Origin of the sequence: Stenotrophomonas sp. 59, from assembly GCF_030291095.1 — a bacterium.
Classification (GTDB): Bacteria; Pseudomonadota; Gammaproteobacteria; order Xanthomonadales; family Xanthomonadaceae; genus Stenotrophomonas; species Stenotrophomonas maltophilia_Q.
In genome coordinates this window covers 3,265,262-3,278,334 of record NZ_CP127408.1, presented here as the reverse complement: position 1 = coordinate 3,278,334, position 13,073 = coordinate 3,265,262, and the positions used below count along the sequence as shown (strand labels likewise).

The window sequence follows — 13,073 nt, the reverse complement described above, 5'->3', positions numbered from 1 at the left end:
GGCTGCAAGCCCTGCAAAGAAAAACTCCCTCAGCCGTCGCCCTGGATGCCGCCGGGTGCCTGCGCCGGATCACGCCAGCGGCGCACCGTGCGCTGGAAGAACAGGTTGTTTGGCAGCTGCAGCACGGTGCCCTCGTGGCCGTCGCCGGTTTCCTGCAGCGTGGTGTAGATCAGGTTCACATCGATCACCCGCCCCTTCAGGCCCGGCTTCTCGCCGTTCTCCAGTACCTCGATGTAGTCATGCAGGCGGAACGGACGCGTGGTGAAGATCAGCAGCGTGCAGAAGATGTTGGAGAGCACGCTCCAGGCCGCGAAAAAGGCCACTGCGCCCACGGCTGCGAAGCCGGTGAACGCGGTCCACAGTACCGAAGGCGATGCGCCGAGCAGGCTGAGGATATACAGCACTGCGCTGAAATAGACCACGAAACTGCTGATCCGGCGCGCGCCCATCGCCATCTCCGGCGGCAGTGTGTAGTGCTCGGCGAAGCGGCGGATCAAGCGCCGTGCCAGAACCCGCAACAGCCACGCGGCCAGCAGGGTGAGCAGGATCTTCACGGCGATACCCGCGTCGTGGAGCCAAGGGTAGGTCCAGGCCGGCAGGTGATCCTTCAGCGACAACATCATGGGGGCGACGACAGGTGGCAATAACGGCCTTCGATGTTACCCGGCGCGTGCAGTGGATTCGACCGCCGGGGTCCAGGCCAGGCAGATCAGTTCCTGGCGGTGCTGCTGCAGGCAGGCGCGGCCGTTGTCTGGACGCAGCTGCAAGGACAGGCCCAATGCCTGCAGCAGTACGCAGGCGGTGATCACCAGCAAGGCGGCGCAGGATGGGCTGGACATGACAGAGCTCCTGGACGGCAGATTCGCGAAGGACCTTCCATGGATGCAGCAGCCGTCGAAAAGGTTGCATGGCATCGGCCGTTGATCGGCTCTAAACCTTTTTCCGGGTCGCCGCATCCAAGGGATATGCTCGACACCACCATGCCCGCGCCGCCTGCCGCCAACGACGCCGTCGACGAACCCGCTCTGGTGCGGGCGGCGGCCGCGGGCGACACCGCTGCCTATGAACTGCTGTACCGGCGTCACGCGCCGCGTGTATTCGCTGTCCTGTGGCGGTTGTGTGGCGGCCAGCAGGCACGTGCCGAGGATGCGCTGCAGGAGGCCTTCCTGCAGGCCTGGAAAGCCCTGCCAGGGTTCCGTTTCGAGAGCAGCCTGTCGACCTGGCTGCATCGGCTGGGGGTCAACGCCGCACTGATGGAACTGCGCGGTCGCGCTGCCGGGCAGGACCACGACAGCCTCGATGATATCGACGGTGGCCTGCAGGAACTGGCGGTGCATGACCGTTGCGCGGGTACCGAGCGTGACCTGGAGCGCGCATTGTCGACACTGCCACCACGGGCGCGTGCGGTACTGGTACTGCACGACATCGAAGGCTGGAAACACCAGGAAATCGCCGAGCAGCTGCAGATGGCTGTCGGCAGTTCCAAGGCACAGTTGCATCGTGCGCGCGGCCTGTTGCGCGCACGGCTGGGAGACATGACATGAGTACACACGAACACGATTCCGATCACGACCTGCTGGCCCGGCTGCGCGCGCTGCCGAACGAGCGCGATGTACCCGCCGATGGCTGGGCACGCCTGTCGGCCAGGCTGCCGCCACGCGAAGCGCAGGCTGCTCCGGTGACCACCGGCAACGTGGTGGCCCTGCCGGTGCGTTCGCGGCGCCGCTGGTGGTTGCCGGTCGGTGCTGCCCTGGCTGCCAGCCTGGCACTGTATGCGGTGGCGCCGTGGCGGCATGCGCAGCCGGATACGCCGGTGCCGTCCGCTCTGCAGCTGCAGGCCGCGGCGATGACCGAGCAGTACCAGCAGGCCGTGGCCGCGCTGCCCGATGGACGGGCGCCGGAATGGCAGCCGGCCCTGCATGAACTGGATGAAAGCGCGGCGCAGATCCGTGCCGCCCTGGCGCAGGACCCGCGTGCGCCGCACCTGCTTGGCCAGCTCAAGCGTACCTACACGCTGCGGCTGGAACTGACCCGGCAGGCGGCCTATGCCGCCGAGTCCGGCTTGACGACCTGAGGAGACCCCCATGACCCGAACCCTGATTTCCTGCTGTGTCGCGCTGCTGCTGGCCCCTGCCGTGGCGCTGGCCGATACCCGCATCGACGAGCGCCATACCCTGGCCGCGGGCGGTCGCATCGAGCTGAGCAACGTCGCCGGCAAGGTGACCGTGCGTGGTTGGGACCGGAATGACGTGCAGCTGACCGGAACGCTCAGCGACGGCCTGCAGCTGCGCCAGGAGAAAAGCGCCAACCGCGTTCGCTGGGAGATCGAATACCCGCGCCGCAACAACAACGGTGGGGCCACGCTGGTGCTGAACGTGCCGCGCTCGGTGGAATTGTTGTTGAGCACGGTCAGCGCCAGCCAGGACATCAGCGGCATCGACGTGCGACGGCTGCAGGCCGACACGGTCAGCGGCAGCCTGAGCGCGGCTGGCCGCAGTGGCGACAGCAAGCTCAACACGGTCAGTGGCAGCGTCAGCGCACGCCTGCAGACGCCGAAGCTGGATGTGAACACCGTCAGTGGCCGGATCGAGGCCGGCGGTGGGGTATCCGGCGATATCGGTGCGCAGACGGTGTCCGGACGGGTCGAGGTCGACGCCGGGCGCGTGCAGCGGCTGGCGGTGGAGACCGTCTCGGGCAGCATCGACCTGGCAGCAGCCGGATTGGCGCCCGGCGGCCGCATCAATGTCGAATCGGTCAGTGCCTCGGTCACGCTGAGCCTGCCGCGCACGGTGTCGGCACAGCTGTCGGTGAACAGCTTCAGCGGCTCGATCAACAGCGATGCCGGTCAGGTGGAGCGGCCGCGCTATGGGCCGGGCAGCCATCTCGATACGCGTCTGGGCGGCGGTGATGGAGACATCCGCATCCAGTCGCATTCGGGCAGTGTGCGGGTGCGGCTGGACCGCTGAGCACGGTCCGGCAGGCCGCGGCGGCAGCGCCGCCGCGGTCGGAGCTGGGTCAGCTGGCTTTCTTCAGCGCCCAGGTGGTGCCGAGGACTTCGATCTTGCCACCGGCCTTGCGGAACGCTGCCAGGTCCGAAGCGATCGAATCGCTGCTGACCACGGTGCTGGCGGCCGCGCCCTTGCGTTCGCTGCGGATGCTGTTGCTGGCCTTCGCGGGGGTCTTTGCCTTGCGGGGCATGGTTGCTCCTGTCAGGTGGAAGGGGAGGAAAGCGCCCAGGCATCGGCCTGGTGCAGGTAGTCCTGCCGCTCGCGGCGGCAGTCATCGCCGCCCATCGAAAACTGGCGGCAGATCGCCGGGCGCTGCGAATAGATCGTGCAGCGCAGGTGATAGGGATCGATCGCCGCGCACCAGCCTTCCTCGTTGCGCGCCATCACGGCATGGCCGTGCGCGTCGCGCGAGAGGAACTGGCCGGGCACCTGGTCGCCGGGCTGCAGCAGAACGGGCAGCCGGCAACAGACCGCGTCACAACGGCGGCAGTCGATGGGTGCAGGTGTTGCGTCAGGTTGTAAGGCCTCAGGGGCCTGGCGGGTGCCCAAAGCGGGTCTCGATGGCGGCTCCGGTAGTACGCGGACCATGAACGAGCCAGGAAGGCATGGCCGCTAGGCCCGCAGGGCGGGCCGGGCTGCACGGTGGACACACCGGCGTGGCCGGTGGAAGGTGCAGCTGGGATCTAGCCGACCAAGAGTAACTTAGACCGCGTAACGTTTTGTTAATCCTGGCTGGCTGCCGCCAGCGCCAGGCCCTGGACCACGCCCAGCGAGGGTTCGCCGTGGACCATGCGGGCGCCCGGGAAGGCTTCGGCCACGGCCTGGCGCAGGTAGCCGGCACGGGACATGCCGCCGGTCAGGAACACCGCATCCGGGTCGCCACCGATGTCGCTGCGGACCTGGGCCAGCAGTTCGCGGATCTGCTCAAGGTAGCCATGGGCGGCGGCGGCCAGGCCGTCGGCGCTGCTGTCGGCATGCAGATCGCGGGCGATGTAGTCCAGCGTGCTGCGGTGCTCGCTGGCAGCGCTCAGGGCGATCTTGGCGCGTTCGACATCGCGGTACAGGCGGGCGGTATTGCCGGTGTCCTGCAGCGCCTGCAGGCGGTCGCCCCACGGTGCGTCCACATGGTCGTACTTGTGCAGGCGGAACTCGCGCTGGCGGGTCATGTCCTGCACGGTGGCCGCTTCCACATAGTGGTGGGCCGGCACGCGGGTGATGCCGCGGCCGAACAGCGGCATGTAGCTGGACAGGCTCAGCGCCAGGTCGATGTCGGTACCGCCGCGGGCGATACCCCAGGCACGGTGGATGCGCGGGGCATCGTCGCCGCCGACTTCGGCATGCGCGATATCGGTGGTGCCGCCGCCGATGTCGACGATCACCGCCTGGTGCCGCTCGCGGCTTTCGGCGTGGTAGTGCATGGCCGCCGCGGCGGGTTCTTCGAGGAAATCGATCTGGTCGAAGCCGGCCTGGGTGGCGGCCTCGCGCAGGATGTCCAGCGCCTGGTCGTTGCCGGCCGCGCCGATCGAGCTGCGGAACTGCACCGGGCGCCCGAGCAGGGCCGAGCGCAGGGGTTGGCCAAGCTGGGCGCTGGCGGTCAGGCGGATGTGTTCGAGGATGTGCGCGGCGATGCCGGTGATGGTCTGCTTCGCACGCGGGTGCAGGTTGTAGCCGAGCATCGACTTCGGGCTCTGCACCAGGTTGCCTTCGTGTTCCTCGAAATAGGCTTCCAGCGCTTCGTCGCCGTAGACCGCGTTCTGCAGCAGGTCGCTGGCGCTGCGTTCCTGGCCGGCGCGGGCCTCCATCCATTCACGGCGCAGGGCGCGCAGGGCTTCGCGGCGCAGCGCCTGCGGCGTGCGTTCCTGGCCGGCGGCACGGGCTGCACGCGCGGCGCTGTCGATCATCTGCTGCAGCTGGTGTTCCTGGCCGTCATCGAGCTGGAAGTCGTCCGGGTCGGGCACCACGCCAGGGAAGTACACGCTGGTGCGGAACTGCTCGGCGTCGCCGAAACGGATCGGCAGCAGTTTCCCCTCATGCACGATGGCGGCGGCGGAGTTGCTGGTACCAAAGTCGATGCCGAGGCGCATGGGGAGTTCCGGGGGCGATCAGGGGCCGCGCACTCTGCTGCAGTTCGCCGCGGACTGCAAGTTCCCGCAGCTTCCGGTTCCGGTTCGGAAATTCTGACTGGCTCGAGGAGCAGCCGGGTACTGCCCGAAAAAGGCCCGGGGAGCCGGGCGGTTACAATGGCCGCTGTTGATTCACTTTGAGGTACTTGCCGATGTCGTCTGTTCCCGCCTGCCCGCAGTGCACCCTGGAAAATACCTATGCCGATGGCGCGCTGTGGATCTGCGCCGATTGCGGTTTCGAATGGACCGCCGAGGAAAGCGCCGGTTCGACCCTGGTCGTGCGTGACAGCAACGGCAATACCCTGCAGGCCGGCGACACCGTCACCGTGATCAAGGACCTGAAGGTGAAGGGGTCTTCGATCCCGCTCAAGCAGGGCACCGTGATCCGCAACATCCGCCTGGTCGAAGATGATGCCGAGCACATCGAAGGCAACTCGGACAAGATCAAGGGCCTGGTCCTGAAGACCTGCTTCCTCAAGAAGGCCTGATCGGTCTCAGCGCCTGGCCTGCTGCTGCGCGCGCCAGCGGGCCAGGCTGTCCAGCTTGGCCTGGTAGCGTGCCTGCTCCGGTGCACCGCCCAGAAGCTGCGCGCGGGTCAGTTCACGGTCGGCGCGCTCGAGCTGGCCGGACAGGAAATACACGCGCGCCAGCCCGAAGTGGAACTGGTGCGCGGTGTCATAGAGGCGCACGGCCTGCCGGTAATGGCGGATGGCTTCGGCCAGCCTTCCGGCCTGCTCGGCCTGCGTGCCCAGCATGTACTGCGCGAACGGGTCCTCACGCTGCACCGACTTCAAGCGTCGCTCCAGGGCCTTGGCCTGCGCATCCAGCCCAAGCCGCCGATACAACGCGCTGGCATTGGTCAGCGCCGCATCATGGCGGCCGTCCAGGCGCAGGGCGCGGTCGAGTGCCTGCCGCGCCGCATCGGTGTTGCCCTCACGGTTGTCGAGCACGCCCAGGTTGTTCCAGACCGAGGGGAACGCGCGGTCCTGCACGACCGCGGCATCGAAGAACGCGCGGGCGCCGACGAGGTCTCCATCGGCCATGCGTTCGGCACCACGATTGTTGTAGAAGTGGGCCAGTGCGCGCGCGCGGCTGACCGGCTGCGGGCCATGGCGGTCGTAGAGCACGTTGCGATCGAGGTCGACCGTGGCGTAACGCCCCGCGATCTCCACGCCCGCGTTGACGTGGCCCACGCTGTAGACCACACCGGCGTCCTGGTCCTGGTACCAGGACACGACCTGGCCGACTTCCTGCACGCGGGCCTGGATGCCAGCCTCGCGCGCCAGTGCCACGAACATCAGGGTGAAGGCGAGGCAGTTGGCGCGGCGCTGCTGCCAGACTTCGCCCACGGTGTAGGTCGCGTTCGCGTCGTACTGCAGGTCCAGTCCCTGGCGGCCGAAGATCATTTCCACCAGCGCCTGCAGCCGCTGCTCGCGCGATGAACTGCGGTCCATCACCTGCGCCTGCAGCATCGCGCGCATTGCGGGAGGAATCGCGAAGACCTGTTCCGGTGAGGGAATCTCCACCGGGGTGATGCTTCCGATGGGCGGGATTGCATCGGTGCGCGGGTGGTCCTGTGCGCAGAGTGGCGCGGCCATCAAGGCGGCCAGGGCCAGGACGAAGATGCGGGCGGCAGGGCGGTACATGACAGTTCCCGGCAGCGGCGGGCGCTCCCGCCTGCAGCGAGTGTAGACCCGGCGGCGCCGCGCCGCAGTGACCGTTGGTCGGCGCGTGGCCGGCACGGCGTTTCATCCACAACCGATGTGGACCAGCGCTCGACAAAGCTGTGGACAACCGCGTCCAGGCCTCACCGGGCAAGCGTTGTGAGTGCGTGGTGAAAAAACAGCCAGCTTGCCGCAGGGCAGCGCAGGCGGGATGATCCGGGTATGGATTTCTCTCCGCTGACGCTGGCTCCAGCGCAGTGGCAGGCGCTGCAGGACAGCTACGCAACGCCGCCCCGCGCCTACCACCACTTCGGACACGTACGCGCGGTGCTGCAGCACTGCCAGGACGTGGCTGACGGCCCGGGCTGGCAGGGGCCCGCCGAGGTGTACCTGGCCGTGCTCTACCACGACGCGATCTATGTGGCGGGGCGCAAGGACAACGAAGCGCGTTCGGCGGCGCTGGCCCTGCAGGCGATCGCACGGGCCCCGGAACTGGCCGGCGTCGACGCCGCACGGGTCGAGCAGTTGATCCTGCTGACCGCCCGCCATGGCGATCTGGGCCCGGGCGACGTTGATGCCGAGGCGGCGCTGTTCCTGGACTGCGACATGGCGATCCTGGCCGCGCCCGAGCCGGTGTTCGCCGCTTACGATCGTGGCGTGGCCGAAGAGTACAAGGGGGTCGTGCCGGGCTTCCTGTACCGCGCCGGGCGTCGCCGTTTCCTGCAGGGGCTGCTGCGTGCGCCGCGCATCTTCCTCAGCGACTTCTTCCACCAGCGCCTGGACGCGGCCGCGCGGGAAAACCTGCGCCGGCAGCTGGCCCGCTGAGCCGGCCCGGTACACTGGAGCCTGCTTCCACCGATTGCCGCTTCCGACTGTGTCCGTCCCTGATCCCGATCCCCGCCCGCTGCCCCCCGAAGAGCCCGGTCCCAACGAGTGCTGTGGCAGCGGCTGTCCGCTGTGCGTGCTGGATCTGTATGCCGATGAGCTGCAGCGCTATCGCAAGGCGCTGGCCGAATGGAAGGCACGGCATCCGGAGGCAACGCCATGAACCGTGCACGCCCGGCGGCAGTGCTGGCACTGGTGGCGTTGCTGCTGTTCGTCGCCACCGCGCTGTGGACCCAGTTCGCACGCAGCGATCTGGACTGGGTGCGGGCCACGCTCAGCCTCTACCTGCACGGGCCGTGGGGGTTGGCGCTGCGCGCTGCGTACTGCCTGCTGGCGTTGGCCATCGCGGTTCTTGGCATGGCGCTGTATCGCGGCAGCATCGGCCCGCGGCGCAGTGCGGCGGCGCCGCTGTTGTTCACTGTCTCTGCACTGGGGCTGGCGACGGTCGCCATCGGTGACAGCTGGCTGCCTGAAGCGACTCCGCTGCTTGCACCGTTCATCCATGGGTTGGCGGCCAACACCGCGTTCCTGTGTGCCAGCGTGGGCATGCTGCTGCAGGCCTGGTACCTGCGCCGTGAACCGGGCTGGCAATCCGCCGCCGGCCTGCTCTGGGGCTGGGCCTGGCTGGCGTTCGTACTGCTGTGGCTGCATGTGTTGTGGCGCGCCGGCCCGCCGCGCGGGCTGGGCCAGAAGGCCGTGATCGTCGTGATCGTGGGCTGGCTGTTGTACCTGGCGCTGGCGCTGTACCGGCGCAGCCGCCGTACCGCGGCCCACTGAATCCCCAACGGCCTGCGCCGGTACGTGCCGTGCACGCGGCGGCGGCGTATCGTGTGCGCATTCCATCGGGGATGCGATATGAAGCGTGCAGGGCTGGGCAGGGCAATGGGTGTGGTTCTGGCGCTGGCAGCGCTGCCGGCAATGGCGGCGGCCAACGTGCAGCAGTTCAGCCACGGGCGGTTCGAGCAGATTCCGGTGCACATGCCGGCCGGTACGCCGCAGCGGGTGGTGATCTGGTTCCATGAACCCACCGCCGGTGGTGATACCAGCCGCCTTCCGATCGAGGCCCTGCGTGCCGATGGCGCGATGGTCGCTGCGGTGGACATCGCGCACCTGCGCAGCGTGCTCAAGCGCGAGGGTGATCCGACCTGTTCGTTCGGTTCCGGCGACGTCGAGAACTTCTCGCGCTGGTTGCAGGCCTCCCTGCATCTGCCCGGCTACCACCTGCCGCTGGTCGGTGGTGATGGCGAAGGCGCCGAGATGGCCTACACGCTGGCCGCACAGGCCGACACCCAGGTGTTCGCTGGCCTGCTGACCACCGGCTTCTGCCCGGACCACAGCCACGAGCGCATGGTCTGCGGCGACGGTGTGAAGCACAACAAGCTGCAGCCTGCCGAGTTGAATTTTCCGTGGCTGAGCGCCGCCGGCGACCATGGCTGCAAGGTTGGCGAGGCCAGCCGCTTCGTGCAGCAGGTGGCGATGGCACGCGAGTTCAAGCGCACCGCACGCGGCGATGCTTCACCGGGCCTGGTGGCGGCGGCGCGGGTGATGGGCGCGCAGGTGGGCGTCAGCCTGGCACCGCCTCCGGCCGCGCTGAAGGGCCTGCCCGTGGTGGAGGTACCCGCTGCCGGTAATGGCGACACGCTGGCCGTGTTCGTTTCCGGCGATGGCGGCTGGGCCGGCCTGGACAAGGACGTGGCATCGTCGCTCAACGAGCATGGCGTGGCCGTGGTCGGCATCGACTCGCTGCGCTACTTCTGGAGCGAGCGCACGCCGAAGGGCTTCGCCACTGACCTGCAGAAGATCATCGATCACTACCGCCAGCAGTGGCATCGCGACAAGGTGATGCTGATCGGTTTCTCGCAGGGCGCCGACGTGCTGCCGGCCACCATCAACCAGCTTGATGCCGGCACACGTGACGCGCTGGACCGCATCGTGCTGCTGTCGGTGGGCAAGAAGGCTGACTTCGAATTCCATGTCAGCAACTGGCTGGGTGGCGGCGGCGACGGCCTACCGATCGCGCCGGAAGTGGCGAAGCTGCCGGCGGCGAAGACCCTCTGCGTGTATGGCGACAAGGATGACGATGCGCTGTGCCCGGACCTGCCGGCCAACGACGGCGTGCAGAAGGTGAAGCTGCCGGGCGACCATCACTTCAATGGCGATTACGACCGCCTGGCCGAAGTGATCCTCAAGGGCGGCGCGTAAAGCGGAGGGCGTGCGAACCAACGGTTCGCACCCACCAGAGCGAGTTGGTAGCGCCGGGCCATGCCCGGCGGGTCGGCGCGTCAGTTCCGCCGCGGGTCCAGCGAGATCAGCCGCGTGGCATCCAGCAGCGCCGCCGGCAGGTGCATGCCGCCCGGCGCGGCCAGGTAACGCGGCCGCCACTGCGGGTCGAACTTCGACTTGAACCGGCGCAGGCCACTGAATCCATAGAAGCGTTCGCCATGCCGCGCCAGCAGGCCGGCCAGCCGGTTCCAGCGCCCAGCCAGGCGGTGCTGGGCCAGCCCGGACAGCGGCGCCATGCCCAGCGAGAACCGCGCATAGCCCTGCGCGCGTCCCCACAGGAACAGCTCGATGAACAGGAAGTCCATCGTGCCCTTTGGTGCCTCGTTGACGTGGCGCATGAGGTCCACCGACAGCTCGGCACCGGCCGGTGCCTGCCATAGGTTGGCGAATGCCACGATCTGGCCCTCGGCTTCGACCAGTGCCACCGGGAAGCGCGCCAGGTAATCCGGATCGTAGCTGCCCAGCGAGAAACCCTTCTCGTCGCCGGCCTTGTCTTCCAGCCACGCGTTGGAGATCGCGTGCAGGCGCGGAAGCAGGCTGGGAACCTCTTCCACCGGTGCCACGCGGAACGACAGGCCGCCGCGCTTGCCGCGGTTCCAGGCCTGGCGCAGGTCGGCGCGTTCGCGGCCTTCCAGGCCGAAGTCGTGCAGTGGCACGATCGCTTCTTCGCCCAGCTTGACCAGGCCCAAGCCAAGGTCGAGATAGGTCTGCCAGTACGTCTCGCCGATCTGGTAGAACACGGGGCGCAGGCCGAGCCGGTCGGCTTCCTCGCGGAAGCGCCAGATCAGCGCGCGCGCGACCTCGGGCGGGCCGACCGGATCGCCCATCGCGATCAGCGATCCGCCGTAGCGCTGCATCATCACGAAGCCCTGCTTCGCGTCATCGCGCAGCACCGCCTTGTCGGCGGTCAGCACCAGGCAGGCCTGGGTGTCGGTGGCACCGGCCAGGACCGGAGCCAGTGACTGCAACGTGGCTTCGTCGGCCGGTGGTAGCGGGCTGCGGGTGCTGTGCAGCAGCCGCGCCAGGCCGAACATCACCAGTGCAATGGCCACCACCAGCAGGGCGCGCAGTGCACGCGGTGCGTTGCCGGATATCGCAAACTGCCACCACAGCTCGTTCTGGTATTCGACATGGCTGTAGGTGAAGAACAACAGCCAGGTGACCGCCACCAGCACCAGGCCGAGGTTGCGCAGCCATGGCCACGACCATGCTTCATCCAGCAGCGCACCCTGGCGATAGAACTCGCGGCGCGCGGCCCACAGCGCCATCGCCACCAGCAGGGCGGAGACCGCGATCAACGGTTGGCCACCGCGCAGCCACAGTGGCAACGGGGTGATCACGCACACGGCCATCGCCAGCATCCACGCGGCATGGCTGCGCCGGGCCAGGCCCTGGCCGATCAGCAACAGGGCGACGCCGCTGAGGCTGCCGATCAGATGGGACGTTTCCAGGATCGGCAGTGATGCGTTGACCAGGTGGCGGCGCGGCGTGGGCAAGGTGCCATCGATGACCAGTGCAGCACCGATGCTGAACACCGCCAGCGCGATGATCTGCGGAAGCCACGGTCGCAATGCGTTCCAGCCGGCACGGGTTGCCCCGGCACTGGCCTGCAGCGGTTGCCGCAGCGCCGGCGCCAGCGCCAGCAGGGTGGCCAGCAGCAGCGGAAGCACGTAGTAGGTGACGCGGTAGATCAACGCCGCAGCCAGCACCGCAGCTGGTGCGACCTGTGGCAGCAGCTTCAGCAGGCTCCATTCGAACACGCCGAGGCCGGCGGGCACGGTCGAAACCAGTCCGGCCAGCACCGCGACCAGGTACAGGCCAACGAAGCCGGGCAGGCCGGTCGGCGTCGAGTCCGGCAGCAACACATAGAACGCGGCGCTGGCCAGTACCAGCTCAATCACGCTGAGCACGGTGACGCCGATCATGGTGCGGCGGTCGGGCAGCCACAGCGCATGGCCGAACACGCTGAACTGACGCCCATCGCGGCCGACCAGCAGCAGGGTGGCCGCATAGGCCACTAGCGCGACGATGCCGACCACGCGCACCGCATCCGGGTCCAGTGGCAGTGCAAGTGCCGCGGCCGCCGGTTCCATGCACAGCGCCACGCTGATCAGCAGCCAGGCGCCGAATACGAAGCCGAGCGTGCTCATCAGCACGACCTGGCCGATCTGCGCCAGGTCCAGGCCGGCGGTGCGGTAGCCGCGCAGGCGCACCGCACCGCCGGTCAGCGCGGCAAAGCCCACGGTCTGGCCGAGCGTGTGCGCCAGGAATGCCGTAATGCCGATGCGCGCCGGATGCACGCGGATGCCGCTGCGGCGCAGGCCGATGGCATCAAAACCGATCAGGCAGGCATAGCTGGCCAGGCCCAGCACGACAGTAAGCGCGATCTGCGTGCCACTGAGCTGGTGGAAGGCATGGCGGATCGCGCGGTAGCCGTTCTCATCGAACTCGTTGGCCAGGCCGTGCAGCGCCAGCGCAAGGATCAGCAGCGGGACGACGATGGTGAGGACCCGCTTCCATGCCGGGGTGGAGGGAGCGGTGGCGGGTTCGGTGGTTTCGGTCATCGGCGCAAGCGTGCGTCAGGGAGGGCGAGGGCGGTGTCAATGCAGCCGTGGCGCATCGTGCGCCTGTCGCTGGCATTTGACCAGCGTCGCTGTCGGAAGCCGGTAGTGACCGTGCGTGGACGGCTGCCCTGCACCCATTGTTGACCGGTTTGGAGGACAATGCAGGCCTGATCACCCGCAGGAGCCACGCCCATGATGGAGCGTTACGACGTCGGACCGCGCATGTCCGAAATGACCGTGTACAACAAGGTCGCCTACCTCTCCGGCCAGATTCCGGAAGACACCAGCCAGGACATCACCGGGCAGACCCGGCAGGTGCTGGCGGAGATCGACAAGCTGCTGGCGCTGGTGGCCAGTGATCGCCAGCATGTGCTGCGCGCCGAAGTGTTTCTGGCCGACATGGCCGACTTCGACGGCATGAACAAGGCATGGGATGAGTGGGTGGTGGAAGGTGCGACCCCGGCTCGCGCCACGGTCGAGGCCAAGCTGGCCCACGCCGAGTGGAAGGTCGAGATCGTAGTGACGGCAGCGGTGCCGTAACCGTCT

The 13,073-nt window shown here is 68.1% G+C and carries 16 protein-coding genes; 9 read left to right on the top strand and 7 right to left on the bottom strand.

The window, feature by feature from the left end; all coding sequences use genetic code 11:
• Window positions 1-29: 29 nt before the first annotated feature.
• Both QP552_RS15260 and QP552_RS15255 read right to left on the bottom strand, forming a co-directional pair.
• Entirely contained in the window at window positions 30-623 is a 594-nt protein-coding gene (locus QP552_RS15260) for a mechanosensitive ion channel family protein (RefSeq protein WP_106551098.1), read from the bottom strand.
• A gap of 36 nt (window positions 624-659) precedes the next feature.
• Window positions 660-839: a hypothetical protein gene (locus QP552_RS15255; protein ID WP_106551099.1), complete on the bottom strand. Its 180-nt coding sequence runs from the start codon at window positions 837-839 to the stop codon at window positions 660-662.
• A gap of 126 nt (window positions 840-965) precedes the next feature.
• On the opposite strand from QP552_RS15255, the gene QP552_RS15250 reads away from it, so the two are divergent.
• From QP552_RS15250 to QP552_RS15240, 3 genes are read left to right on the top strand one after another with little or no spacing between them, the layout of a single operon-like run.
• On the top strand, window positions 966-1,544 hold the full coding sequence (locus QP552_RS15250) for a sigma-70 family RNA polymerase sigma factor (RefSeq protein WP_057500355.1): 579 nt from the start codon (window positions 966-968) through the stop codon (window positions 1,542-1,544).
• Window positions 1,541-2,074, top strand: coding sequence for a hypothetical protein (locus tag QP552_RS15245; protein WP_286073986.1), 534 nt, complete (start codon window positions 1,541-1,543; stop codon window positions 2,072-2,074). Before QP552_RS15250 ends, QP552_RS15245 begins: the two co-directional genes overlap by 4 nt.
• A 10-nt stretch (window positions 2,075-2,084) precedes the next feature.
• Window positions 2,085-2,966, top strand: a complete 882-nt coding sequence (locus QP552_RS15240; protein ID WP_049426787.1) for a DUF4097 family beta strand repeat-containing protein — start codon at window positions 2,085-2,087, stop codon at window positions 2,964-2,966.
• Window positions 2,967-3,015: 49 nt separating this feature from the next.
• Here QP552_RS15240 and QP552_RS15235 read toward each other — a convergent pair whose 3' ends face one another.
• The 3 genes from QP552_RS15235 to QP552_RS15225 all read right to left on the bottom strand — a co-directional run bounded on the left by QP552_RS15235 (window position 3,016) and on the right by QP552_RS15225 (window position 5,092).
• Window positions 3,016-3,198: a hypothetical protein gene (locus QP552_RS15235; protein WP_005410566.1), complete on the bottom strand. Its 183-nt coding sequence runs from the start codon at window positions 3,196-3,198 to the stop codon at window positions 3,016-3,018.
• Between the two features lie 11 nt (window positions 3,199-3,209).
• Window positions 3,210-3,467, bottom strand: coding sequence for a YkgJ family cysteine cluster protein (locus QP552_RS15230; protein WP_345782984.1), 258 nt, complete (start codon window positions 3,465-3,467; stop codon window positions 3,210-3,212).
• A 263-nt stretch (window positions 3,468-3,730) separates the two neighbouring features.
• Window positions 3,731-5,092: an Hsp70 family protein gene (locus QP552_RS15225; protein WP_111110924.1), complete on the bottom strand. Its 1,362-nt coding sequence runs from the start codon at window positions 5,090-5,092 to the stop codon at window positions 3,731-3,733.
• 191 nt (window positions 5,093-5,283) lie between these two features.
• On the opposite strand from QP552_RS15225, the gene QP552_RS15220 reads away from it, so the two are divergent.
• Window positions 5,284-5,619 carry a zinc ribbon domain-containing protein YjdM gene (locus tag QP552_RS15220; RefSeq protein WP_005414225.1) on the top strand — a complete coding sequence of 112 codons (336 nt, stop codon included), beginning with the start codon at window positions 5,284-5,286 and terminating at the stop codon, window positions 5,617-5,619.
• Between the two features lie 6 nt (window positions 5,620-5,625).
• Here the strand turns inward: QP552_RS15220 and QP552_RS15215 are convergent, their stop codons facing one another.
• Complete coding sequence (locus QP552_RS15215; RefSeq protein WP_286073984.1) at window positions 5,626-6,777, bottom strand: tetratricopeptide repeat protein; 1,152 nt, start codon at window positions 6,775-6,777, stop codon at window positions 5,626-5,628.
• Between the two features lie 240 nt (window positions 6,778-7,017).
• Here QP552_RS15215 and QP552_RS15210 point away from each other — a divergent pair, with 240 nt between their 5' ends.
• The 4 genes from QP552_RS15210 (at window position 7,018) to QP552_RS15195 (ending at window position 9,882) form a co-directional block, all read left to right on the top strand.
• A complete protein-coding gene (locus QP552_RS15210; RefSeq protein WP_111110920.1) occupies window positions 7,018-7,620 on the top strand; it encodes a hypothetical protein in 603 nt (200 codons plus the stop codon).
• Between the two features lie 49 nt (window positions 7,621-7,669).
• On the top strand, window positions 7,670-7,843 hold the full coding sequence (locus tag QP552_RS15205; protein WP_049402330.1) for an oxidoreductase-like domain-containing protein: 174 nt from the start codon (window positions 7,670-7,672) through the stop codon (window positions 7,841-7,843).
• Window positions 7,840-8,457, top strand: a complete 618-nt coding sequence (locus QP552_RS15200; protein WP_286073983.1) for a DUF998 domain-containing protein — start codon at window positions 7,840-7,842, stop codon at window positions 8,455-8,457. Before QP552_RS15205 ends, QP552_RS15200 begins: the two co-directional genes overlap by 4 nt.
• A gap of 78 nt (window positions 8,458-8,535) precedes the next feature.
• On the top strand, window positions 8,536-9,882 hold the full coding sequence (locus tag QP552_RS15195; RefSeq protein ID WP_286073982.1) for an AcvB/VirJ family lysyl-phosphatidylglycerol hydrolase: 1,347 nt from the start codon (window positions 8,536-8,538) through the stop codon (window positions 9,880-9,882).
• Between the two features lie 80 nt (window positions 9,883-9,962).
• Here the strand turns inward: QP552_RS15195 and mprF are convergent, their stop codons facing one another.
• Window positions 9,963-12,527: a bifunctional lysylphosphatidylglycerol flippase/synthetase MprF gene (gene mprF / locus QP552_RS15190; RefSeq protein WP_111110914.1), complete on the bottom strand. Its 2,565-nt coding sequence runs from the start codon at window positions 12,525-12,527 to the stop codon at window positions 9,963-9,965.
• Window positions 12,528-12,719: 192 nt separating this feature from the next.
• On the opposite strand from mprF, the gene QP552_RS15185 reads away from it, so the two are divergent.
• Entirely contained in the window at window positions 12,720-13,067 is a 348-nt protein-coding gene (locus tag QP552_RS15185; protein ID WP_049426796.1) for a RidA family protein, read from the top strand.
• The last annotated feature ends 6 nt before the right edge of the window (window positions 13,068-13,073 follow it).